The sequence below is a fragment of the Flavobacterium sp. NRK F7 genome (assembly GCF_024054195.1).
Lineage (GTDB): Bacteria > Bacteroidota > Bacteroidia > Flavobacteriales > Flavobacteriaceae > Flavobacterium.
This window is the reverse complement of sequence record NZ_JAMXLB010000001.1, coordinates 1,529,747-1,555,665: the sequence shown is the minus strand read 5'-3', so window position 1 is coordinate 1,555,665 and position 25,919 is coordinate 1,529,747. Positions and strand designations below refer to the sequence as shown.

19 protein-coding genes are annotated in these 25,919 nt (G+C 32.4%); 12 read left to right on the top strand and 7 right to left on the bottom strand.

Going from position 1 to position 25,919, the window contains the following annotated elements; genetic code table 11:
• Window positions 1-149 precede the first annotated feature (149 nt).
• From recF to lipA, 7 genes are all read left to right on the top strand, one after another.
• Window positions 150-1,229 (top strand): DNA replication/repair protein RecF, encoded by a 1,080-nt coding sequence (gene recF, locus NHF47_RS06675; protein ID WP_252764192.1) that lies wholly within the window; start codon window positions 150-152, stop codon window positions 1,227-1,229.
• 50 nt (window positions 1,230-1,279) lie between these two features.
• Complete coding sequence (murB, locus tag NHF47_RS06670; RefSeq protein WP_252764191.1) at window positions 1,280-2,287, top strand: UDP-N-acetylmuramate dehydrogenase; 1,008 nt, start codon at window positions 1,280-1,282, stop codon at window positions 2,285-2,287.
• 86 nt (window positions 2,288-2,373) lie between these two features.
• Window positions 2,374-2,577, top strand: a complete 204-nt coding sequence (locus NHF47_RS06665; protein ID WP_252764190.1) for a membrane or secreted protein — start codon at window positions 2,374-2,376, stop codon at window positions 2,575-2,577.
• Between the two features lie 15 nt (window positions 2,578-2,592).
• Window positions 2,593-3,702 carry a glycosyltransferase gene (locus tag NHF47_RS06660; protein ID WP_252764189.1) on the top strand — a complete coding sequence of 370 codons (1,110 nt, stop codon included), beginning with the start codon at window positions 2,593-2,595 and terminating at the stop codon, window positions 3,700-3,702.
• Window positions 3,693-4,274, top strand: a complete 582-nt coding sequence (locus NHF47_RS06655) for an RNA polymerase sigma factor (protein ID WP_252764188.1) — start codon at window positions 3,693-3,695, stop codon at window positions 4,272-4,274. The genes NHF47_RS06660 and NHF47_RS06655 overlap by 10 nt, the downstream gene beginning before the upstream one ends.
• A gap of 37 nt (window positions 4,275-4,311) precedes the next feature.
• Window positions 4,312-5,556, top strand: a complete 1,245-nt coding sequence (locus NHF47_RS06650) for an MFS transporter (RefSeq protein ID WP_252764187.1) — start codon at window positions 4,312-4,314, stop codon at window positions 5,554-5,556.
• 131 nt (window positions 5,557-5,687) lie between these two features.
• The gene (lipA, locus tag NHF47_RS06645; protein WP_252764186.1) at window positions 5,688-6,563 is read left to right on the top strand and encodes a lipoyl synthase; all 876 of its coding nucleotides are present in this window, start codon (window positions 5,688-5,690) and stop codon (window positions 6,561-6,563) included.
• 66 nt (window positions 6,564-6,629) lie between these two features.
• Here the strand turns inward: lipA and NHF47_RS06640 are convergent, their stop codons facing one another.
• Entirely contained in the window at window positions 6,630-8,495 is a 1,866-nt protein-coding gene (locus NHF47_RS06640) for a DUF4139 domain-containing protein (protein ID WP_252764185.1), read from the bottom strand.
• A 98-nt stretch (window positions 8,496-8,593) separates the two neighbouring features.
• Between NHF47_RS06640 and gap the strand changes: the two genes are divergently transcribed.
• Window positions 8,594-9,595, top strand: a complete 1,002-nt coding sequence (gap, locus tag NHF47_RS06635) for a type I glyceraldehyde-3-phosphate dehydrogenase (protein WP_252764184.1) — start codon at window positions 8,594-8,596, stop codon at window positions 9,593-9,595.
• Window positions 9,596-9,702: 107 nt separating this feature from the next.
• Complete coding sequence (locus NHF47_RS06630; RefSeq protein ID WP_252764183.1) at window positions 9,703-11,907, top strand: ATP-binding protein; 2,205 nt, start codon at window positions 9,703-9,705, stop codon at window positions 11,905-11,907.
• Here the strand turns inward: NHF47_RS06630 and NHF47_RS06625 are convergent.
• Entirely contained in the window at window positions 11,891-12,703 is an 813-nt protein-coding gene (locus NHF47_RS06625) for a purine-nucleoside phosphorylase (RefSeq protein WP_252764182.1), read from the bottom strand. The genes NHF47_RS06630 and NHF47_RS06625 overlap by 17 nt on opposite strands.
• The gene (gene lpxK / locus NHF47_RS06620; RefSeq protein WP_252764181.1) at window positions 12,675-13,685 is read right to left on the bottom strand and encodes a tetraacyldisaccharide 4'-kinase; all 1,011 of its coding nucleotides are present in this window, start codon (window positions 13,683-13,685) and stop codon (window positions 12,675-12,677) included. The genes NHF47_RS06625 and lpxK overlap by 29 nt, the downstream gene beginning before the upstream one ends.
• A 45-nt stretch (window positions 13,686-13,730) precedes the next feature.
• Here lpxK and NHF47_RS06615 point away from each other — a divergent pair, with 45 nt between their 5' ends.
• The 3 genes from NHF47_RS06615 (at window position 13,731) to rluF (ending at window position 16,692) form a co-directional block, all read left to right on the top strand.
• Window positions 13,731-14,825 carry a Nif3-like dinuclear metal center hexameric protein gene (locus NHF47_RS06615; protein WP_252764180.1) on the top strand — a complete coding sequence of 365 codons (1,095 nt, stop codon included), beginning with the start codon at window positions 13,731-13,733 and terminating at the stop codon, window positions 14,823-14,825.
• A gap of 1 nt (window position 14,826) precedes the next feature.
• Window positions 14,827-15,606 carry a zinc ribbon domain-containing protein gene (locus tag NHF47_RS06610; RefSeq protein ID WP_252764179.1) on the top strand — a complete coding sequence of 260 codons (780 nt, stop codon included), beginning with the start codon at window positions 14,827-14,829 and terminating at the stop codon, window positions 15,604-15,606.
• A gap of 294 nt (window positions 15,607-15,900) precedes the next feature.
• Window positions 15,901-16,692: a 23S rRNA pseudouridine(2604) synthase RluF gene (rluF, locus tag NHF47_RS06605; RefSeq protein ID WP_252764178.1), complete on the top strand. Its 792-nt coding sequence runs from the start codon at window positions 15,901-15,903 to the stop codon at window positions 16,690-16,692.
• A gap of 4 nt (window positions 16,693-16,696) precedes the next feature.
• Here rluF and NHF47_RS06600 read toward each other — a convergent pair whose 3' ends face one another.
• The 4 genes from NHF47_RS06600 to rpoB form a co-directional block, all read right to left on the bottom strand.
• On the bottom strand, window positions 16,697-17,188 hold the full coding sequence (locus tag NHF47_RS06600; protein WP_252764177.1) for a GNAT family N-acetyltransferase: 492 nt from the start codon (window positions 17,186-17,188) through the stop codon (window positions 16,697-16,699).
• A gap of 72 nt (window positions 17,189-17,260) precedes the next feature.
• Window positions 17,261-17,569 carry a DUF3467 domain-containing protein gene (locus NHF47_RS06595; RefSeq protein ID WP_252764176.1) on the bottom strand — a complete coding sequence of 103 codons (309 nt, stop codon included), beginning with the start codon at window positions 17,567-17,569 and terminating at the stop codon, window positions 17,261-17,263.
• 78 nt (window positions 17,570-17,647) lie between these two features.
• Window positions 17,648-21,946, bottom strand: coding sequence for a DNA-directed RNA polymerase subunit beta' (rpoC, locus tag NHF47_RS06590; protein WP_252764175.1), 4,299 nt, complete (start codon window positions 21,944-21,946; stop codon window positions 17,648-17,650).
• 126 nt (window positions 21,947-22,072) lie between these two features.
• Window positions 22,073-25,885 carry a DNA-directed RNA polymerase subunit beta gene (rpoB, locus tag NHF47_RS06585; RefSeq protein ID WP_252764174.1) on the bottom strand — a complete coding sequence of 1,271 codons (3,813 nt, stop codon included), beginning with the start codon at window positions 25,883-25,885 and terminating at the stop codon, window positions 22,073-22,075.
• Window positions 25,886-25,919 lie beyond the last annotated feature (34 nt).

Below are 25,919 nucleotides of genomic sequence, written 5' to 3'. Positions count from 1 at the left end.
ACACTTTGATTGCTAGTTTGCACAAGAAATAGTACTCAACAAGATTTTACATTTTTACACTCATTTACTTTATTTTTATCTAAAAGACTTCCAATATCTTTTATTTACCATTACTTTTGTAGTCTGTTTACTTAAAAGAAATTTCGCTTGTGTTTTTAAAACATCTCACACTATTAAATTATAAAAATATCGCTTCAAAATCCTTAGATTTTGACAGTAAGATTAATTGTTTTGTAGGAAAAAATGGCGTTGGAAAAACCAATATTTTAGATGCCATTTATCATTTAGCTTATGGAAAAAGCTATTTCAATCCACTAGCCACACAAAATATCAAACACGAAGAAGATTTTTTTTTATTAGATGCTGTTTTTCTAAAAAAGGATACCGAAGAAAAAATTTCGTGCAGTATTAAAAGAGGACAAAAAAAAATAATCAAACGCAATAATAAAATATACGATAAGCTTTCGGAACACATTGGATTTATTCCTCTTGTTATTATTTCTCCATCAGATACAGATTTAATTATTGAAGGAAGTGAAACCCGAAGAAAGTTCTTAGACAGTGTACTTTCTACTTTAGATCAGTATTATTTGAATGAATTAATTCAATATCAAAAATTACTCGCACAAAGAAATGCATTGCTAAAATATTTTGCTCTTAATCAAGTTTTTGATAAAGACAATCTTTCGATTTACGACGAACAATTAGAACCTATTGGAAAAAATATTTATGAGAAAAGACAAAATTTTATCCATCAGTTTACTCCTATTTTCCAAAAATACCATGCCATCATAACCAATCAAAACGAAACGGTTCAATTGGTTTACCAAAGTCAGTTAACAGAAGCAAGTATGAGCGAATTATTTTCCCAAAACCTATCGAAAGACAGAGCTTTACAATATACTAGTGCTGGTATTCACAAAGACGATCTTTCTTTTGAAATTGAAGGTTACCCAATTAAAAAATTTGGCTCTCAAGGACAACAAAAGTCTTTCCTAATTGCTTTAAAATTAGCTCAATTTGAATTTATCAAACAACAAAGTGGAGAATTACCTATTTTACTGTTTGATGATATTTTTGACAAACTAGATGAAAGTCGGGTAGAAAAAATTGTTTCTATGGTGAATGACTCGGTTTTTGGACAAATATTCATTTCTGACACACATGCAGCACGTACTGAAGAAATTATTAAAAGCACCCATCAGTCGTATCGCATTTACAATCTTTAATTACTTAACCATAAATTAGTATTTTTACATCATTAAAATGCAACTCTCTTATGATTTTTGAAACTGATTTCTCCCTACAACCTTTTAATACTTTTGGTATAAATGCACTAGCAAAACAATTTGTCGCAGTACATTCCAAAGAAGAATTAGCCACTGTTTTACAAAATCACAACGATATTTTCATTTTAGGAGGAGGCAGTAATATGTTACTAACTAAAAACATAGATAAATTAGTAGTTCATGTTGACTTAAAAGGAATCGAAATTGTAGATACTAATGATGATTTCGTTTGGGTAAAAGCTCAAGCTGGTGAAAACTGGCATCAATTTGTTTTATACTGCATTGAGAAGAATTATGGAGGTTTGGAAAATCTTTCCTTAATTCCTGGAAATGTAGGCACAACCCCAATTCAAAATATTGGTGCCTATGGCGTAGAAATTAAAGATACCTTTTTTTGTTGTGAAGCCATGGAAATTGCTACTCAAAAATTAGTTACATTTGATAAAGAAAGTTGTGCTTTTGGTTATAGGGAAAGCATTTTTAAAAATGAATTGAAAAACCAATACATTATTACTTCAGTTACTTTTAAGTTAACCAAAAAAAATCATAAATTAAATACTTCTTATGGAGCTATTGAAGAGGAACTAGCTAAACAAAACATTAGTAATCCTTCCTTAAAAGAAGTAAGCAATGCGGTCATCGCAATACGACAAAGTAAACTTCCAGACCCAAAAGAACTGGGAAATAGCGGGAGTTTTTTTAAAAATCCAATTGTTTCTAAACAAATATACGAGCAAGTAAAATTAAAATATCCAAATATGCCTCATTACCCAGTTTCAGAAACTGAAGTAAAAGTTCCCGCTGGCTGGCTTATTGAACAAGCTGGTTTTAAAGGAAAACGCTTTGGTGATGCAGGAATTCATAAAAACCAAGCTCTAGTCTTGGTTAATTATGGTACCGCAACAGGCACAGAAATTTTAGAAGTGGCTCAAAATATTCAAAAAACAATTTTAGAACAATTTGGAATATCAATTGAAGCCGAAGTAAACATTATCTAATTCGGATTACACAAATTAAAAACAACAAACCCTTTTTTAAAAATTGTTTTTTGTATCTTTGTACCAGCTAATTTTTATTTACAGAGATGAAATTAATTTTACTTACAATAGGTCTTCTTGCTGTTGCTATTCTTGGCATCACAATAAAAATTTGGGGAAAAAAAGACGGTAAATTTGCAGGTACTTGCGCAAGTCAGAGTCCTTTTTTAAATCCTGATGGAGAAAACTGTAGCTTTTGTGGTAAAACACCTGAAGAAATGAAAGACTGCAAAGAAAGTTCGCATTCCTAATTTTAGATTTCTATTATGATTTTTACCATCTTACTAATTGCATTAGCAGTTGTTGTAGGCATCCAATTTATTTATTATGTATTTATTTTTGGACGTTTTTCTTTTGCTAAAGCACAACAAATAAAAACTAACGCGACTCCTGTTTCTGTTATCGTTTGTGCTAAAAATGAGTCTGAAAACATAAAAAAGTTTTTTCCCATTTTGATGAGTCAAAATTATCCTACATACGAAGTGGTTTTAATTGATGACGCCTCAACCGATGAAACGTTAGAATTATTTGAAGCCTATGAAAAAGAATATCCTAATGTAAAAGTGGTAAAAGTTCAGAATAACGAAACATTTTGGGCAAATAAAAAATATGCACTAACTTTAGGTATTAAAGTAGCTAAATACGAAAACCTACTCTTTACTGATGCAGATTGCGTTCCTAATTCTAGCAATTGGATTAGCCATATGAGTAGCCAGTTTTCAGAGAAGAAACAAATTATTTTAGGTTACGGTGCCTATGAAAAAATCAAAAATTCTTTTTTAAACAAAATCATCCGTTTTGAAACTTTATTGACCGCTACACAATATTTTGGCTGGGCAAAAACTGGAAAACCCTATATGGGTGTAGGTCGTAACTTAGCCTATCAAAAAGAACTTTTTTTAACCTCTGGAGGTTTTGTAAATCACATGAAAATTCGTTCTGGTGATGATGACTTATTTGTTAATCAAGTAAGCAATAGTTCTAATACTGCTATTTGTTTCACTCCAGAAAGTTTTACTTATTCAGAACCCAAAAAAACATTCTCTACTTGGTTCAATCAAAAAAGAAGACATGTGTCAACCGCAAAAATGTACACCACTTTTGACCGCTTTCAATTGGGTCTTTTTTACTTTACCCAGTTATTTTTTGTTTTACTTACAATTATTTTACTGGCTTTCCAACAAGAATGGTTACTGGTATTAGGTTTACTATTTTTTAGATATCTTTTCACATGGATAAGTTTAGGTTATGCTGCTGGAAAGTTAGATGAAAAAGACACTTTGATTTGGTATCCTATTATAGAAATAATACTTATCTTCACACAACTGAATGTTTTTTTTACTAATCTTTTTTCAAAACCAGTACATTGGAAATAAATTCTGAAATTATTCAAAAAAACATTGAACTTGCTAAAACTGGCGATCAAGTAGCTTTTACCTTTCTGTTGGATTTTTTTTGGAATGAAGTCTATGGCTTTATGCTAAAAAGAACAGAAAACGAAACAGATACAGACGACATCACCATTGAAACCTTTGCTAAAGCATTCGATAAAATTGCAAGTTACAATCCTGAATTTGGATTTAATACTTGGTTAATTACAATTGCAAAAAATGTACACATCGACATGCTTCGTAAGAAAAAATCTTCATTATTTATTGATATATCAGATGAAGACGATGATCGAGCTTTTAATGTAGTAGATGACACTCCTTCTATTGAAGACGAAATTATTACCGAACAAAATCTTTCTCAATTATTGAGTTACATCAAAAAATTAAAGCCAGCTTATCAAGAAGTGATTCAATTGCGTTATTTTCAAGAAATGAGTTATCAAGATATGGCAGAAACTTTGGAGGAACCACTAAATAATATCAAAATAAAACTACTTCGTGCCAAAAAATTATTAGCTGAAATTATTACTAAAAAAGAGAAGAAAAAAACAAAATAACTTTTCTATATTTGGCAACCAACCAACATAGCATGTTATGCAAGATTTTACCACTTCTCAGAAGCTAAAACATTTATTTTCACTTCCCGTAATTGTAGCTGCTTTAGGCTATTTTGTAGACATTTATGATTTATTATTATTTGGAATTGTAAGGGTTCCTAGCTTAGAAGCGTTAGGATTAGATGCCAATGTAGCAGGTTCAACGATTTTAAATTACCAAATGGTTGGCTTATTAATAGGAGGTATTATTTGGGGAATTTTCGGAGATAAAAAAGGAAGATTATCAGTGCTTTTTGGATCCATTTTAGTGTATTCATTAGCGAATATTGCCTGCGGTTTTTTACCCTATTTTCCTAAAGATAACTTAATAACAATATATGCTTTATTGCGTTTTGTTGCTGGAATAGGCTTAGCAGGTGAACTAGGCGCTGGAATTACTTTGGTTTCAGAATCTTTACCGAAAGAATTAAGAGCTATTGGCACCTCTATTGTAGCGGGTTTTGGATTATTAGGAGCGGTTGTAGCTCAATTAACCGTAGAACTTGCTGGAGATTGGACCATTGCCTATTTTGTAGGAGGCGGTTTAGGGTTGCTTCTTCTATTTCTTCGTGTAGGAGTAGTTGAATCTGGTATATATAAAGACATCAAAAAATCAGAAACCATTCAAAAAGGGAATATTTTATTATTTGTAACCAATACAAGTCGTTTTGTAAAATATTTAAAGTGTATCGCCATCGGACTTCCCACATGGTTTTGTGTAGGGATTTTAGCCGTAATGGGAAATCAATTCGCTCCAGCTTTTGGAATCGAAAACATCAACCCAGGAAAAGCTATTATGTGGACCTATATCGGTATTTCTGTTGGAGATTTTGCTAGTGGTTTTATTTCACATTGGTTACATTCTAGAAAAAAAGCTATTTTTTACATGATGCTTTTTACCCTTGTAGGTGTTTGTCTCATGCTTTTTGGAGGAACCAAAACAGAAAACATGTATTATTTCTACTGTGCTTGGCTTGGTTTAGGCACAGGTTATTGGGCAATGTTTGTGACTGTAGGTGCCGAACAATTTGGCACTAACATAAGAAGTACGGCTGCCACTACAATACCAAATATGGTAAGAGGCCTACTTCCAGTTATGTTGATTAGCTTTAATTATTTAAAGGTTTCTAATGGTGTTGTTTTAGCCGCTGCCATTGTAGGTCTTGTGGTTTTTATTTTGGCTATTTATGCTACCTTAACGATTCCAGAAACACACAATACCGATTTGGACTTTGTGGAGTAATACATTGTTACTTTGTCGTTAGGTTTAAAAACAATAACAAATCCTAACAATTTCATAAAGTTTGTAATTTTTCTAATTTCTAACTTCTAACTTCTAACTTCTTTTTATCTTTGTAGTTCAAATTGATTAGAATGGAATCGGTATTAAATAATGTTTTTCCACCAAAGGAACCCAAACCAAAATGGTTACGTGTAAAATTACCTACTGGAAAAAAATATACAGAATTAAGAAGCTTAGTAGATAAATATAAATTAAACACAATTTGTACCTCTGGTAGTTGTCCTAATATGGGTGAATGTTGGGGAGAAGGTACAGCTACATTTATGATCTTAGGGAATGTATGTACGCGTTCTTGTGGTTTTTGTGGGGTGAAAACAGGACGACCAGAAACAGTAGATTGGGACGAACCTGAAAAAGTAGCACGCTCAATCAAATTAATGAAAATTAAACACGCCGTTATAACGAGTGTAGATCGAGACGATATTAAAGATATGGGATCTATCATTTGGGCGGAAACGGTGAAAGCCATTCGCAGAATGAATCCGAATACGACTTTAGAAACTTTAATTCCTGATTTTCAAGGAAACGAAAGAAATTTAGATCGTATTATAGCTGTTGCTCCAGAAGTCGTTTCTCACAATATGGAAACGGTAAAACGATTGACACGTGAAGTACGTATTCAAGCGAAATACGAAAGAAGTTTGGAAGTACTTCGTTATTTAAAACAACAAGGTATCAAAAGAACCAAATCGGGAATCATGTTAGGTTTAGGAGAAACTGAAGAAGAAGTCATTCAAACTTTACATGATTTAAAAGATGCAAATGTAGACATTGTAACCATTGGACAATATTTGCAGCCCAGTAAAAAACATTTACCTGTAAAAGAATTTATCAAACCAGAACAATTTGAAAAATACGAGAAAATTGGTAAAGAATTAGGTTTTAGACATGTCGAAAGTGGAGCGCTTGTTCGTTCTTCTTACCATGCTGAAAAACACATTCATTAATATTTTAAGCCTTACTTATATAAAAAAGCCTTCTTAATTCGAAGGCTTTTTTATTTTATGAAATCTTTAATCCAAAATTAGGGAAGCGTTTTTAGGACTTTTTACTTTATATTTTATAGTAAGTTTCTTTTCATTTTTAGAGGGCAACTCTACTTTCCAAGTAATAATTTTTGTTTCCTCAGCTAAAGTTCCTTCTTTGTATTCTTCTTCTTGAACGGTAATTTCTTTAGTATTACTTATTGGCAATTGATCCATCACAACAATATCAATAGGATACGGTTTATTGTTTTTAATTGAAATTTCGAAAGCTCTACTTTCTGTTTTATAGCTACTTAAAAATTGTTTCGCCTTAAATTCTTTCAATTGCTTTCTCGAAACACTAATTCCTTTGTCTTTTCCTAAGGAAACTTCTAAAGTATCAGATGCATTTTGTAAGTCTAACAAAGATTTCCCTAAATAAGCACCTTCAAAAAATAAATTTAATTCACCATCAAACAAATTTAAATCTTGCCAATCGGTTATTTTGGCAGTTAAATAAGCACTTGCGTCTAATTTTGGTATACTCAAATATTGATACTTCGCTGGCAAATTAAACGTTTTTATTTCAGCTGTATATACTTTTCCATCACTTAAAACGGTATATGGATCTTTGATTTCATAAGAAATAGTAGTTGGTTGATAAGCCACTGTTGTTTCCATGGGAATACTAGAATCTTCTTCCTTATATTTTTTTCTTGATCTTCTAGAAGAATAACCCGTTACAACTACTGCTTCTAATAAAGCAACACTTTGATCCAAAACCACATTAATAACATTACTATTTGCAGGAACTATTTTTTCTTCCATTCCAACATACGTAAAAACTAATTCACTATTTACGCTAGGTACTTTTAGGGTATAATTTCCATTAAAATCGGTAGTTGTACCTATTGAAGTTCCTCTCACAACCACATTAGCACCAGCCAAAGGACCTATATAATCTGAAACGGTTCCAGAAATCGTGTTCCCTACTAATTGTCCAAAAGTTTGGACCGTGCTTTGTTTTCTTCTTTGATTTAAATCCAAATACCAAGGAGTAATCGTAGGTGCAACACCACTTTCTGTAGGGTTTCCACTAGAAATAGACATATTTACATCTTTCCAATCTTCGCCAGAAGACTGAAAAATATTGGCTTTAAGCAATAAATTTATAGGACTGTTTACATCTTCAACCCTTAAATCATAATTGGAATACCAGCCTGCATCTAATACATAATAATCAATATCGAAAGAAGCATTTGCAACTGCATTTGTTGCAGATACAGTTACTACAATGTCACTTGTTGCATTTTCATCAGATTGATTTAAGGCTTTTAATTGTTTGTCCAATTTAACTAAGGTCGTATCAATACCCATTATTTTTTGCTCAATTTCGGTTTTTTGCTTCACTAAATCAATCAAACGTTGCCTATGAAATTCAACTGCTTCTCTTAAATCAGTAGTTTTTAATCCCGAATTAGTCCCTCCAACAACTTGGTTTTTAGATAAAATCCCTTCTTCATTTTTAAGAATAGAAAGAATATTTGTTTCTGTTGTCTTTTTTAACTCCCATTCTTTTTTTTCAGTTTCTAATTTGCTTATTTCTGCTCTATGTTGTTGCGTGTTAAGAAAATTATTTTGATGAATTACAGATAATATTGTAAAACGTCCTTTTCCTTTTACTTGCAAACTTTGCTTGTCGATTTTAGGTGAAATTCCTTGAAAAACAAGTTCGGTTTTACCCGAATCAAAAGTTGCATTTGCACTTCTACTTACTTGAGCACCTTGAGAAAAAACAATAACTTTTTCTATTTTAGAGTTTACTTTTTTTGTTTTGGTTTGTGAAAACATTGCCATTGTTGCCAATAAAAAACAAACTAAAACATACTTTTTCTTACTTTGATTATTCATCATTATTACTGTAAATTAAGTTGGAAAGAACATTAAATTAAATCGTAATGCTCATCAACAAATATAATAAATTACTTACTTTTGTAGTCTAATTTTCCCCCATGAAAAAAACAAAAATTGCAATTAATGGTTTCGGAAGAATTGGCAGAAATGTTTTCCGATTACTATTAAACCATCCTAATATAGAAGTCGTTGCTATTAACGACATTGCAGACAACAAAACCATGAGTCATTTGATTAAATATGACAGTATTCATGGCGTTTTACAAGAAAAAATAAGTTATAATGACAGTGCTATTCTTATTAATGAAAAAGAATATTTATTTTTTCACGAGAAAGAGATTAAAAATTTAGATTGGAAATCTTTAGACATCGATTTTGTTATTGAATCTACAGGTAAATTTAAAACTTGGGACACCCTTTACCCTCATATTTTGGCAGGAGCTCAAAAAGTAATTTTATCCGTTCCACCAGAAGATGATTCCATAAAAACGGTTGTTTTAGGAGTAAATGAAACTATTTTAGATCATTCTGAACGCATTGTTTCCAATGCTAGCTGTACCACAAATAATGCAGCACCCATGATAAAAGTGCTTCAAGAACTGTGCGAAATTGAACAAGCTTATATTACAACAGTACATTCTTACACTACCGACCAAAGTCTTCACGACCAACCTCATAAAGACCTAAGACGAGCAAGAGGTGCTTCACAATCTATTGTACCTACTACAACAGGTGCCGCAAAAGCCCTTACTAAAATTTTCCCAGAATTGGATGGTAAAATTGGTGGTTGTGGCATTCGTGTTCCAGTTCCAGATGGCTCTTTAACTGACATCACCGTTAATGTTAAAAAAGAGGTTACTATAGAAGAAATCAACGCTGCGTTTAAAAAAGCATCGGAAACGTATTTAAAAGACATTCTAGATTATACAGAAGACCCAATCGTTTCTGTAGATATTATTGGCAACAAAAATTCTTGTTTATTTGATGCCCAACTCACTTCTGTTATTGATAAAATGGTAAAAATTGTGGGTTGGTATGACAACGAAATAGGGTATTCCTCAAGATTAATCAATCTTATAGAATATATGACTAAAAAATAATCTTTTGTCCCATATATTCTGCTTAAAAAAATAGTATTCCACAGAAAAAAAACATATTTTTGTTATAAACTGTTTAGACCAAAAGTTTACTTTAAAATCGGATTTTAATGAAAAGCTTCTTATTTGCTTTTTTCTTATTTTGTACTTTTAGTAATGCGCAATCCCTTCTAAAAGAAACAACTCAAATAAATGATAGTGTAGATTATTATCTAGAGATTGCATCGTTTAATAAAGAAGACAAACATTCTTTTAATAAAGCTATCGTTTACACAGAAAAAGCAATTGATTATGCTAAAAAACAAAAACTAGATGATAAACTTCCAGAATGTTATCTTATTCTAGGAAACATCTACTATGATTTGGAAAAAACAGATACCGCTATTGAGAATTACATTCGAAGTATTAACCTTTATAAAGTTCAAGAACCTAATTCAGATTTAGCATTAGCCTATTATAGTTTAGGAAAATGTTATCTCGAAAAAAACAAAGTAGAATTATCAGAAGTTTATTTTAAAAAAGCGAGTGAGATTTACGAAAAATTGAACTTTAAGGATGCTATTCAATTAATAAACATTCAAAAAGGAATTATACAAAAAAATAAAAAGAACTATAACAAAGCAATTTCCATTTTTTCATCCATTATCAATTCTATTAATAATGATGCTTTTATAAATACTAAAGTGGAAGCTTATTATCAAATTGGGGAAATTGAACTTATTAATAACCGCTACGATCAGGCAATTGAAAACTTTGATTGGGCATTAGAACTAAACGAGAGTAACTCTAAAAACGTTCAACTACAAAAGAAAATTTTAAAACAATTAAGTGTAACACATAAGTACAAAAAAGATTTTTCAAAATCACAAGCCTACTTAGAAGAATATGTTGACATTGTAGACTCATTAGGAAATTACTATAATCATTCGTTAACTGAAAACACCTTTGACAAAATTCAGTTTGACAAACAATTAAAAACCATAGAACAATTAGACAAGGATAAAAAAATCCAACAACGTTCCTTACGCTTTAACAAACTAATTAGCATTTTAAGTATCGCTTTAATTTCTATTTTATCGTTATTAAGCTTATCCTTATACAAAAACAATAAAATTAGAATTAGCACCAACAAGCTTTTAAAAGAAAAAAATAAGGAATTAACTATTGAAAAAAACAAAGCTGAAAGAGCCAGTAAAGCAAGAGCAGAATTTTTAGCAACAGTTAGTCATGAATTAAGAACCCCTTTAAATGCTATCAATGGGATTACGTATTTACTGTTAAACGAAAAACCTAAAGCCACGCAATTAAACTATCTAAAGTCATTAGAGTTTTCAGGAAAATATCTGCTTACTTTTATTAATGACATTTTAGAAATTAACCGCTTAGAATCGGATAAAGTCTTAGTAGAAAAGATCAATTTCAACCTAGTAGAATTGATTGATAATATTAAAATATCCTTTAACGAGTTTATTGAAGAAAACAATATTAATTTTCATCTTTTGGTTGACAAAAGTTTCAATCCAAATATCATTGGTGATCCTACCAAAATTTCTCAGATTATCATCAATTTAGTAAATAATGCCATTAAATTTAGCAAAAACGGAGATGTTTGGCTTTCCATTCATAAGAAAAGTGAATCCAATAATAAAATCACACTTTCTTTCGAAGTAAAAGATAATGGAATTGGAATACCCAAAGACAAACAAGCTACTATATTTGAAAGCTTTAGTCAAGGTTCTGTTGAAGTGAATCGAACGTATGGCGGAACTGGTTTAGGTTTATCTATTGTTAAAAAAATTGTAGAAATATTAGGAAGCGAAATCCATTTAGACAGCGACACCAATAGAGGTACGACTTTAACTTTTGACCTAACCTTTAAAAAAGGAAAAGAAGAAAAGAAAGACAAAGAAGAAAGTATTTCTAAAGAAAAATTAGATTCTGGAAAACAGAAAAAAATTCTTTTGGTTGAAGACAACAAAATCAACCAAATGATTACCCAAAAAATGCTGGAACAAAAAGGCATTCCTTCTCATACAATTGATAATGGTGAAGAAGCTATTGAACATCTTAAAGAAAACGGCTATGATTTGGTTTTGATGGATGTACATTTACCAGGTATAAACGGTACTGAGGCAACCTTAGAAATCAGAAAATTTAATCCTACCATACCTATTATAGCACTTACCGCTATTTCTCTGAATGAAAACAGAGAAATGTTATTGTCCTATGGTATGGACGAAGTAATCATGAAACCTTTCGTTCCTGAAGAATTTTATGAAATCTTATTCCGTTTTTTAACTAAAACTGAAGAATAAAACTTTTAATCAGATTTCTAACGTGCGGTTCCGCTTTTTTAGCCGCTTCTAATACTTCTTCATGGTTTACTTCTTCGATATTTTCTTCATTACCCATATCGGTAATCACTGAAATTCCCAAACAATCCATATTCATGTGCTTAGCTACAATAACCTCAGGAACTGTTGACATACCTACACAATCTGCTCCCATATTTTGAACCATTCTATATTCAGCTAAAGTTTCAAAAGTAGGTCCTTGTAATGCCAAATAAATGCCTTCTTGAACTTCAACTTGCATGGTTGTTGCAATTGCTTTTAATTTAGCCAACATTGCTTTGGAATAGGGTTCACTCATATTTACAAAACGGGGTCCAAAACGTTCCTCATTATGCCCTCTCAAAGGATGTTCTGGCATCATATTAATATGATCTTTTATCAGCATAATATCACCCACTTTAAAAGTAGGATTTACACCTCCAGAAGCATTGGAAACAATTAGTTTTTCAATTCCTAATTGCTTCATTACACGAATAGGAAAAGTCACTTGCTTCATATCATACCCTTCATAGTAGTGAAAACGACCTTGCATGGCCAAGACTTTTTTATCTCCAATTAATCCAAATAACAAGGCTCCTTTGTGTCCTTGTACAGTTGAAACAGGAAAATTAGGTATTTCTGTATACGAAATAGTATGCAAAATTTGAATATCATCTGCAAAACCACCTAAACCCGAACCTAAAACAACTCCATATTCAGGTTTAAAATTAGTTTTCTCAATGAGGTAATTAACTGTTTCTTGAACTTTCTCCCACATAATTTAAAATTTTAGAATTAAATCCTAAGGCATCGTTTATTATTTTGCTCTGAATAGGTAAATAATACAATTGATTTACTGGTAATTTTCCTTGCAAACGCATGTAATCTTTTTCAGTTGTCACAATTTTTCTTCCTTCGGCTACTTTCAAAATTTTCTGAATATCCTCTTCTGCAAAATTATGATGATCTGGAAAAGTCATAACTGTATCCTTTTCCCTTTTTAAATGCTCGAAAAAAAATTCCGGTTTTGCAATACCTGCTAAGAGTAATATATTTTCCTCAAACGCTTTTACCTCAATTTGATCTCTTTCACCATACAAATAATCATCATATACAATCGTACTAAAATAGACGGGAATATCTTTTGCTATTAATTGTTGCCTTATTTTTACCTGCGCAATTTCCGATAAATCTTCGGGACATTTGGTGACAATTATCAGGTTTGCTCTTTTTTTACCCATTTCTGGTTCTCTTAAGTTTCCAAAAGGCAAAATATAATCATCACTAAACAAGTCATTATAAGCGGTTAATAAAATATAAAATCCTGCTTTCACTTTTCGATGTTGAAACGCATCGTCTAATAAGATTACCTGAGGGTTATGCGTTAGTAATTGATTAATTCCATTTCTTCGGTCGGCATCAACAGCTACTAAAACATCCGGAAATTTTGAAAAAAACTGAAAAGGTTCGTCACCTATTTCTTTTGCAGAAACCGATTCATCTGCTAAAATAAACCCTTTAGATTCCCTTTTGTATCCTCTACTTAAAGTCGCAATTTTATAATCGTGTAACAATCGGATTAAATATTCGATTTGAGGAGTTTTACCTGTACCGCCTACACTTAAATTCCCAACAGCTATTACAGGAAGTGCATAAGACTGACTTTTAAAAATCCCTAAATCGTAAAAAAAATTACGTATAAACGTGATAATCCAATATACAATTGCAAGTGGAAATAATACTTTTCTTAAAAAAATCATAGTACGAAAGTAGCATTTTTTTATCTTTGAAATAAATATTTGTACATGAAACTTTTTGAAATAATTGCAACTCTTGAAGAACTAGCTCCACTAGCCTATGCGGAAGATTTTGACAATGTAGGCTTATTGGTAGGGAATCGAAATGAAACCATTCATGGTATCTTAGTGTGTCATGATGCATTAGAAGCTGTTATTGATGAGGCAATTTCCAAAAAGTGCAATTTAGTGGTATGCTTCCATCCTATTCTATTTTCAGGGTTAAAGAAAATTACTGGTAAAAATTACGTCGAAAGAGCTGTCATTAAAGCCATTAAAAATGACATTGCTATTTATGCCGTTCATACCGCTTTAGACAATCATCAATTAGGTGTTAATAAAATTTTAAGTAATGCGCTGGGTTTAGAAAACACCAAAATTTTAATTCCTAAAGAAAATTTCATCAAAAAGCTAGTCACCTACACCATTCCTGAAAATGCCATTACACTGCGAAATGCTTTATTTGAAGCTGGAGCTGGAAAAATAGGTAATTATGAAGATTGTAGTTTTAACAGTGCAGGAACAGGAACCTATCTTGGTAATGAAAACAGTAACCCAGAAATTGGCGAACGCTTTGAGTTTGTTGAAAGTACCGAAATTAAAATCGAAGTTACATTTGAAAAACATTTAGAGTCGAAAATCGTAGCAGCTTTATTTAAAAATCATGTGTACGAAGAAGTTGCTTATGAGCTTTATAGTTTAACCAATACACATCAAAATATTGGCTTAGGTATGATTGGTGAATTAACAGAAGCTAAATCAGAAATGGATTTCTTACAACATGTAAAAGAAAAAATGCAATGTGGAGGCATTCGACACAGCGCTTTTACCCATAAAAAAATAAAAAAAGTAGCTGTTTTAGGTGGTTCAGGTAGTTTTGCTATTAAAGCTGCCTTACAAGCTGGAGCAGATGCTTTTATCACTGCAGATTTGAAATACCATCAGTTTTATGAAGCGGAAGGAAAGCTCCTTTTAGCAGATATTGGTCATTTTGAAAGTGAAAGATACACAAAAAATTATATTGTTGATTATCTTAAAGAAAAAATCACTAATTTTGCAGTCGTTTTATCAGAAGAAAATACAAATCCTGTTCAATACTTTTAATATGGCAAACAAAAAAGAACTTAGCGTAGAAGATAAATTAAGAGCACTTTATGCTTTACAGCTAGTTGACTCAAAGATTGATGAAATACGTAATGTAAGAGGTGAACTTCCTCTTGAAGTGGAAGATTTAGAAGACGAAGTTGCCGGTCTAACTACTCGTTTAGATAAATTAAAATCAGATTTAGAAACTATTGATGTGCAAATTAAGGAAAAGAAAAATGCCATCGATGATCACAAAGCTAATATCAAGAAATATTTAGAGCAACAAAAAAATGTTCGTAATAATAGAGAATTCAATTCTTTAACAAAAGAAGTAGAATATCAAGAATTAGAAATTCAATTAGCGGAGAAGCACATTAAAGAAATGAAAGCCTCTATTGAACATAAAAAAGAAGTATTAGCACAATCTAAAGAAAAATTAGAAGCAAAGCAACAGCATTTGAAACACAAAAAATCGGAATTAAGCGATATTATGTCTGAAACTGAAAAAGAAGAAAACTTCTTATTAGAAAAATCAGCAGAGTATCAATCTCAAATTGAAGATCGTTTATTAAGTGCTTACAACCGTATTAGAAATAGTGTTCGTAATGGTTTAGCAGTAGTTTCAATCGAAAGAGGTGCTTCTGCAGGATCTTTCTTTACAATTCCGCCACAAACTCAAATGGAAATTGCAGGTCGTAAAAAAATTATTACGGACGAGCATAGTGGTAGAATTTTAATTGACAACGTTTTAGCTGATGAAGTTAAAGAAGAAATGGAACAATTATTCTCAAAAATATAATTTCTTATTTCCTTATAAATAAAAAATCCCGAAATGCATATTTCGGGATTTTTTTTTATCCTATCTTCTTAGAAGAACTTAATTTATATTTTAGCCCCGATAGCAGTGACATCCTTTTTTATTTTCTAGACTTTTACTTTTTTTAATAAAGGCTGATGAAAATAAAAAAGATATAGCGAATAGCGGGACCGTTTTCTGCAAAAGCAATGGTGTAGTGCTTCAAATAACTAAAAATATACTTCTCACATCTATTAATTTCTGTACTTTAACGGGTAAAAAACTTATCTTTGCTACATGGAAGAAGGAAATTTAATTCGCGTTAATAAGTTTTTATCAGAATCAGGTTTTTGTTCGCGTAGAGAAGCGGATCGACTCATTGAACAAGGTCGTGTAACGATTAACGGACAAGTTCCAGAAATGGGAACCAAAGTGGGTCCGGACGACGAAGTTCGTGTGAATGGAGAATTGATTCAAGAAAAAAAAGAAGCCAAAATCTATTTAGCATTTAACAAACCTCCTGGAATTGAATGCACTACCAATTTAGAAGTAAAAGACAATATAATCGATTACATCAACTATCCAGAGCGTATTTTTCCAATTGGCCGTTTAGATAAAGCCAGTGAAGGTTTAATTTTTCTTACGAATGATGGAGATATTGTAAATAAGATTTTACGTGCTAGAAACAATCACGAAAAAGAATATATCGTAACGGTAAACAAAGCAATAACGGAACGTTTTATTCAACGAATGAGTAATGGAATTCCGATTTTGGATACTATAACTCGCAAATGTAAAGTAGAACAAGTGAGTAAAACAGTTTTCAGAATTGTTTTGACTCAGGGATTGAACCGACAAATTCGTAGAATGTGTGAATACTTAGACTATGAAGTAGTTGCTTTGAAACGCACCCGAATTATCAATATTTCTTTAGATGTTCCTATTGGGAAATACCGCTTGTTATCGAATACAGAAATTAAAGATTTGAATCAGCTAATTGCACCTTCTAGTAAGACCGAAGAAGCCAGTTTACCCAGTAACAAAAGTAAGTTTACAGGAAAAAGGAATTATAGAGACCGCAATAGATAATCCATTAAAAAGCCAATTCCATCACATAATCGTCCATTACGTAATTGCAACCTATATCGATAACTTCTTCTTTTACAATTACTAAGCCCAGTTTTTCATAAAAAAACTTCGCTTGATTGTATTTGTTTACGTTTAAGAAAATTGCTTTTTGGTTTGCTTTTAAAGCTTCTTCTTTTACCTTTTCAAACAATAATTTTCCTAAACCTAAACCTTGAGTTTCAGGTAATACATATATTTTATGAATTTTAGTTTTATTCCGTTCACAATTTAATTCGTAGGAAACGAATCCTAAATAATCGCCCGAGTTATTTTGCACCAAGTAAAAAACATGGCCTTTTTCTAATTGCGCTATTAAAGCCTCTTCAGAATAGAACATAGAAAGCATATATTCCAATTGTTCTTGGCTTAAAATTTCAGCATAAGCAACAGGCCAAATAGCATAGGCCAAATCTTTTACGATTGATAGCTGTTCTTTCTCAATTGTAACAATATTCATAGAAATAGAAATTCGATTTTAAAGTAAAAAATAAAACCATTTAGCTGGATTTGACCTAAATGGTTTTTTTATTTATGCTTGACCTGTTGGTCCAAAATTTAAAGGTACTTGAGGTTGTTCTCCTTCTTCAATTTTGCCATGAGCCGCTTCAAAACGTTGAATATTTTCAGCCATCGCTTTTAATAATCTTTTGGCATGTTGTGGTGTTAAAACAATACGCGATTTTACTTTTGCTTTGGGCACACCAGGCATAATTGCAATGAAATCGACCACAAATTCACTGTTAGAATGATTGATAATCGCTAGATTAGAATAAATTCCTTCTGCTGTTTTTTCATCTAACTCGATATTAATTTGACCTTGTTGGTTATTATTTTCCATAAATGCTAATTTAAAAAAACCTAACAGAAAAATCTGTTAGGTTTTTGGTTATACTTAAACTTAATGAACTACTACTTATTAATAATTAAATTCTTCTTTAGCAGCCATTAATTCATTATACTCTTCTTTAGAACCTACGATTGTATTATCGTATTCTCTCATACCTGTACCTGCAGGAATTCTATGACCTACAATTACATTTTCTTTCAAGCCTTCTAAAGTATCGATTTTACCAGCTACCGCTGCCTCATTTAATACTTTAGTCGTTTCTTGGAACGATGCTGCAGAGATGAATGATTTTGTTTGTAATGAAGCTCTTGTAATACCTTGAAGTACTGGAGTAGCCGTTGCTGTAATGATATCTCTAGCTACTACTAAGTTTTTATCTTCACGTTTTAATAAAGAATTTTCATCACGTAACTGACGAGGAGTAATGATTTGACCTGCTTTAAGATTTTGAGAATCTCCAGCATCTTCAACCACTTTCATTCCGTATAATTTATCATTTTCAACGATAAAGTCGCTCGTGTGAGCCAATTGATCTTCTAGGAATAAAGTATCCCCAGCGTCTTCAATTCTTACTTTACGCATCATTTGACGAATAACTACCTCAAAGTGTTTGTCATTAATTTTTACCCCTTGTAAACGGTATACTTCTTGAATTTCATTTACCAAGTACTGTTGTACAGCAGATGGACCTTTAATTCTTAAGATATCTTCTGGTGTAATTGCACCATCAGAAAGAGGCATTCCCGCTTTTACATAGTCATTCTCTTGAACTAAGATTTGGTTCGAAAGTTTTACTAAATATTTCTTTACTTCACCAAATTTAGATTCGATTGCAATCTCTCTGTTTCCTCTCTTAATTTTACCAAAAGTAACAACACCATCTATTTCAGAAACTACAGCTGGGTTAGAAGGATTACGCGCTTCTAAAAGCTCTGTAATTCTTGGTAAACCTCCTGTAATATCACCTGCTTTAGAGGAACGACGAGGAATTTTTACTAAAATTTTACCTGCTTTAATTTTCTCTCCATCATCAACCATTAAGTGAGCTCCTACTGGTAAGTTGTACGAACGAATTAACTCACCATCTTTACCATAGATATGTAAAGTAGGAATTAATTTTTTATTACGAGATTCAGAAATTACTTTTTCTTGGAAACCAGTCTGTTCGTCAATTTCAACTACAAACGAATCCCCTTGCTTGATATCTTCATATTCTACTTTACCCGTAAATTCAGAAATAATAACTCCGTTATATGGGTCCCATTTACAGATAGTAGTTCCTTTTTCAACAGTTTCACCGTCTTTTACAAAAATACTAGAACCATAAGGAATATTATGTGTATTTAAAACGATACCAGTAGTTACATCTACTAATTTTAACTCCGTAGAACGAGAAATTACAATATCTACTGAATTTCCTTCAGCATCTTCTCCGATAACTGTTTTTAAATCTTCAATTTCTAAACGACCTGCAAATTTAGTAACAATACTTGATTCTTCCGATAAACCTCCAGCAACCCCTCCAACGTGGAACGTACGAAGTGTTAACTGTGTACCAGGCTCACCAATTGACTGTGCAGCAATAACTCCAACAGCTTCTCCTTTTTGAGTCATTTTACCAGTTGCTAAGTTTCTTCCGTAACATTTAGCACAAATACCTTTTTCAGCTTCACAAGTTAATGGAGAACGTACTTCAATTCTTTCTAAAGGAGAGTTCTCAATTTTCTTAACTAACGCTTCTGTTATTTGTTCACCAGCTGGAACTAATACTTCAGAAGTTAAAGGATTGATTACATCATGTAAAGCTACACGACCTAAAATTCTTTCTCCTAAAGACTCAACAATTTCTTCATTTTTCTTTAATGCTGTAACCTCAATTCCTCTTAAAGTACCACAATCTACAGAGTTTACAATAACATCTTGAGATACGTCATGTAACCTTCTTGTTAAGTATCCTGCATCGGCAGTTTTAAGAGCGGTATCCGCAAGACCTTTACGAGCACCGTGAGTTGAGATAAAGTATTCTAAGATTGATAATCCTTCTTTAAAGTTAGAAAGAATAGGATTTTCAATAATTTCACCACCTCCAGCAGTTGATTTTTTAGGTTTAGCCATCAAACCACGCATACCGGTTAACTGACGAATTTGCTCTTTAGAACCCCTTGCTCCAGAATCAAGCATCATATATACCGAGTTGAATCCTTGTTGGTCTTCTCTAATGTTTTTCATTGCTAATTCAGTTAACAATGCATTAGTAGATGTCCAAACATCAATTACCTGATTATAACGCTCATTATTCGTAATAAGACCCATGTTATAATTCATTGTAATTGCTTCAACTTGTTCATTTGCATCTGCAATTAAATCTTGTTTCTTTTCAGGAATAATAATATCCCCTAAACTGAATGATAAACCACCTTGGAAAGCGAATTTATAACCCATATTTTTCATATCATCTAAAAAAGCAGCAGTTGTAGGTACATCTGTTACACCTAAGATTTTACCAATAATATCACGTAAAGATTTTTTAGTTAAGACTTCGTTGATATAACCAGCTTTTTCAGGAACTACCTCATTAAATAAAACTCTACCTGCAGTAGTTTGAATTATTTTATAAACTAATTCTCCATTTTCATTGAAATCTTTTGCTCTTACTTTAATACGCGCATTTAAGTCTAATTTACCTTCATTAATTGCGATATTTACCTCTTCAGCCGAATAAAAAGTTAAACCTTCTCCTTTAACTTTCATTTCAGGAGTAGATAAACGCTCTTTTGTCATATAATATAAACCAAGAACCATGTCCTGAGAAGGTACAGTAATTGGAGCACCATTCGCCGGGTTCAAGATATTATGAGAAGCTAACATTAATAATTGTGCTTCTAAAATTGCTTCTGGGCCTAAAGGTAAGTGAACAGCCATCTGGTCACCATCGAAATCGGCATTAAATGCAGTACACGTTAACGGGTGTAACTGGATTGCTTTTCCTTCGATTAATTTTGGTTGGAAAGCTTGAATACCTAAACGGTGAAGCGTAGGAGCACGATTCAATAATACTGGATGTCCTTTGATTACATTCTCTAAGATATCCCATACTACTGGCTCTTTTTTATCAATAATTTTCTTAGCTGATTTTACCGTTTTAACAATACCTCTTTCAATTAATTTACGAATTACAAAAGGTTTGTATAATTCAGCTGCCATATCTTTTGGTAAACCACACTCATACATTTTTAATTCAGGTCCTACAACAATTACAGAACGAGCTGAATAATCTACACGTTTACCTAATAAGTTTTGACGGAAACGACCTTGTTTACCTTTTAAGGAATCCGATAATGATTTTAAAGGTCTGTTTGATTCTGTCTTAACAGCAGATGCTTTTCTTGTATTATCGAATAACGAATCTACTGCTTCTTGAAGCATACGTTTTTCGTTACGTAAGATAACTTCAGGAGCTTTAATTTCTACTAATCTTTTCAAACGATTGTTACGAATGATTACTCTTCTGTACAAATCATTTAAATCTGAAGTTGCGAAACGACCTCCATCTAGTGGCACCAACGGACGCAATTCTGGTGGAATAACCGGAATTACTTTTAAAATCATCCATTCTGGAAGATTCTCTCTGTTTAAGTTAGCTTCACGGAAAGACTCAACGATATTTAAACGTTTTAAAGCCTCCGTTTTACGTTGTTTAGATGTCTCTGTGTTTGCTGCATGACGCAATTCAAACGACAATGAATCTAAGTCAATTCTTGATAATAAATCCATAATACATTCAGCACCCATTTTAGCGATGAATTTATTTGGATCTGTATCATCTAAATATTGATTTTCCATTGGAAGGGTATCTAAAATATTCAAATACTCTTCTTCTGTTAAGAAATCTAATTTATTTAAAGTTTCACCTTCTGGTCCTTTAGCAATACCTGGTTGAATTACTACGTATCTTTCGTAGTAAATAATCATATCTAATTTCTTAGAAGGCAATCCTAAAATGTAACCAATTTTATTTGGTAACGAACGGAAATACCAGATATGAGCAATAGGCACCACTAAATTAATGTGACCTACTCTATCTCTACGAACTTTCTTTTCTGTTACTTCAACACCACAACGGTCACAAACAATCCCTTTATAACGGATTCTTTTATATTTTCCGCAGGCACATTCATAATCCTTTACTGGTCCGAAGATTCTTTCACAGAAAAGACCATCTCTTTCAGGTTTGTGCGTACGATAGTTAATAGTTTCAGGCTTTAAAACCTCACCTCTTGACTCTGCCAAAATAGATTCTGGTGAAGCCAATCCTATCGTAATTCTGTTAAATCTTTTAACGGTGTTTTTATCTTTTAATCTTGTCATGATCTGATTACTATCGATTTTTTGTAAAAAACTTTTTGTTCAGTGATACAGTCCCCAATTAAGGGTAACAGCCTCAGTATTCAGTCGCAAAACTGATTACTGCGACTGAGACTGTTACTGCTTTATTTATTCTTCTAATCTGATGTCTAAACCAAGACCTTTCAATTCATGCATTAATACATTGAATGATTCAGGTAATCCTGGTTCTGGCATTGTTTCTCCTTTTACGATTGACTCGTAAGTTTTAGCTCTACCGATTACATCATCAGATTTAACCGTCAATATTTCTCTTAAAGTACTTGATGCACCATATGCTTCAAGTGCCCAAACCTCCATTTCTCCAAAACGCTGACCTCCGAACTGAGCTTTACCTCCTAATGGTTGTTGCGTAATTAAAGAGTATGGACCAATAGAACGAGCGTGCATTTTATCATCTACCATGTGTCCTAATTTCAACATGTAAATTACACCCACAGTTGCTGGCTGATGGAAACGCTCTCCAGTACCACCATCATATAAATAGGTATGACCGAATCTTGGAATTCCAGCTTCATCAGTTAAAGCATTGATTTGATCAAGTGAAGCTCCGTCAAAAATAGGAGTAGCGAACTTTCTTCCTAAGTTCATTCCAGCCCATCCTAATACGGTTTCATAAATTTGACCAATGTTCATACGAGATGGTACCCCAAGTGGGTTCAATACGATATCAACTGGTGTTCCATCTTCTAAGAAAGGCATATCTTCATGACGTACAATTCTAGCAACAATACCTTTGTTACCGTGACGACCCGCCATTTTATCCCCTACTTTTAACTTACGTTTTTTAGCGATGTATACTTTAGCTAATTTCAAAATTCCAGCTGGTAACTCATCTCCAACAGTGATTGTAAACTTCTCTCTTCTTAACCAACCTTGTAAGTCATTCAACTTAATTTTATAGTTATGAACTAAGTCATTCACCATTTTATTTGTTGCATCATCAGTCGTCCATTGTCCTTTTGTCAAGTGAGCAAAATCATCTACTGATTGTAACATTTTTTTAGTGAATTTCTTACCTTTTGGTAATACTTCTTCACCTAAATCGTTCATTACACCTTGAGATGTTTTTCCATCAATGATAACAAATAATTTTTCGATTAACTTATCTTTTAATTCATTGAATTTAACTTCAAACTCGATGTCAAGTTTATCGATATCTTCTTTATCTTTTGAACGTTTACGTTTATCTTTAACTGCTTTAGCAAATAACTTTTTGTCTAAAACAACACCGTGTAATGATGGAGAAGCTTTTAACGAAGCATCTTTTACATCACCTGCTTTATCACCAAAGATAGCACGTAATAATTTTTCTTCTGGTGTTGGATCAGATTCCCCTTTTGGAGTGATTTTCCCGATAAGAATATCACCAGGTTTTACTTCTGCACCAATACGAATCATTCCATTCTCATCTAAGTCTTTAGTAGCTTCTTCAGAAACGTTTGGAATGTCATTTGTTAATTCTTCATTACCTAATTTCGTATCACGAACTTCTAATGAATAATCATCTATATGAATAGAAGTAAAAATATCATCACGAACAACTTTTTCAGAAATTACAATCGCATCCTCGAAGTTATAACCTTTCCAAGGCATGAAGGCTACTTTTAAGTTTCTACCTAAAGCTAACTCTCCATTTTGTGTTGCATATCCTTCACAAAGTACTTGTCCTTTAGCAACTTTATCACCTTTTCTAACGATTGGTTTTAAGTTGATTGAAGTACTTTGGTTCGTTTTTCTAAATTTAATTAATTGGTATGTTTTTTCATCTTCTTCAAAACTTACCATTCTTTCCTCTTCCGTTCTATCGTACTTGATGGTAATTTTATTAGCGTCTACATAAGTAACGATACCATCACCTTCAGCATTAATAAGTACACGAGAATCAGAAGCCACTTGTCTTTCTAAACCAGTACCAACAATTGGAGATTCTGGTCTTAACAAAGGAACTGCCTGACGCATCATGTTTGATCCCATCAAGGCACGGTTCGCGTCATCATGCTCTAAGAAAGGAATTAATGAAGCGGAGATAGAAGCAATTTGATTTGGTGCAACGTCAGTATAGTGAACTACATTTGGTTCCACAACTGGGAAATCACCTTCTTCACGAGCAATAACTTTTTCAGCTGTAATTTTACCCGCATTATCCATTTCAATGTTTGCTTGTGCAATCATTTTTCCTTCTTCTTCTTCAGCACTTAAATAAATTGGTTCTGATTCTAAATCAACCACACCATCCGTAACTGGACGATAAGGAGTTTCAATGAATCCCATTCCGTTTACTTTAGCATACACTCCTAAAGAAGAAATCAAACCAATGTTTGGACCTTCTGGAGTTTCAATTGGACATAAACGACCATAATGCGTATAGTGAACGTCACGAACCTCGAAACCAGCTCTTTCTCTAGATAAACCACCAGGTCCAAGAGCAGATAAACGACGTTTATGCGTAATCTCAGCTAAAGGATTCGTTTGATCCATAAATTGAGATAGCTGATTCGTACCAAAGAAAGAATTGATTACAGAAGATAATGTTTTTGCATTAATCAAATCGATTGGCGTAAACACCTCATTATCTCTAACATTCATTCGCTCTCTAATGGTTCTTGCCATACGAGCAAGTCCAACACCAAATTGTGAAGACAATTGTTCACCAACTGTTCTTACACGTCTGTTAGATAAGTGATCGATATCATCAATCTCTGCTTTAGAGTTAATTAACTCAATCAAATATTTAACGATAGTTATGATATCCTCTTTGGTTAAGACTTGCTTCTCCATAGGAATATCCAACTGTAATTTTTTGTTCATTCTATAACGACCAACTTCACCTAAGTTATAACGTTGATCTGAAAAGAATAATTTATCTATAATACCGCGAGCCGTTTCTTCATCAGGCGGTTCTGCGTTACGTAATTGTCTATAAATATGTTCAACAGCTTCTTTTTCAGAGTTTGTTGGGTCTTTTTGTAATGTATTGTGAATAATAGTATAATCAGCAGCATTATTGTCTTCTTTATGTAAAAGAATAGCTTTAACATCTGCATCAATAATTTCTTCAACATTATCTTTGTCTAAAATTGTATCACGATCTAAAATAATTTCATTTCGCTCAATGGATACAACTTCTCCAGTATCTTCATCTACGAAGTCTTCATGCCAAGTATTTAAAACACGTGCAGCAAGTTTTCTTCCGATATATTTTTTAATACCTGTTTTAGACACTTTAATTTCTTCTGCTAAATCAAAAATTTCTAAGATATCTTTATCTCTTTCAAATCCGATAGCTCTGAATAAAGTAGTTACAGGTAGTTTTTTCTTTCTATCAATGTAAGCGTACATTACACTATTGATATCTGTTGCAAATTCTATCCAAGATCCTTTAAAAGGAATAATTCTTGCAGAATATAATTTAGTTCCATTCGCATGGAAGGATTGTCCAAAGAAAACCCCTGGTGAACGATGTAATTGAGATACAACTACTCGCTCTGCTCCATTGATTACGAAAGTACCACTAGGCGTCATATAAGGTATGGTTCCCAAATAAACATCTTGGACAATTGTTTCAAAATCTTCATGCTCAGGATCCGTACAATATAATTTAAGTCTTGCTTTTAAAGGCACACTATATGTTAAACCTCTATCAATACATTCTTCAATTGTATACCTTGGTGGGTCAATAAAGTAATCTAGAAACTCTAAAACGAATTGATTTCTCGTATCCGTTATTGGGAAATTTTCCATGAAGGTGTTATAAAGACCTTCGTTGCCTCTTTCGTCAGATTTCGTTTCCAATTGGAAAAAATCCTTAAAAGATTTTACCTGAATATCCAAAAAATCCGGATAATTAGGTATGTTCTTTGTAGAAGCAAAATTTAATCTTTCAGTCTGATTAGTTATCATCTATGGACAAAATTTTGATTTAAAAAAAGTAATT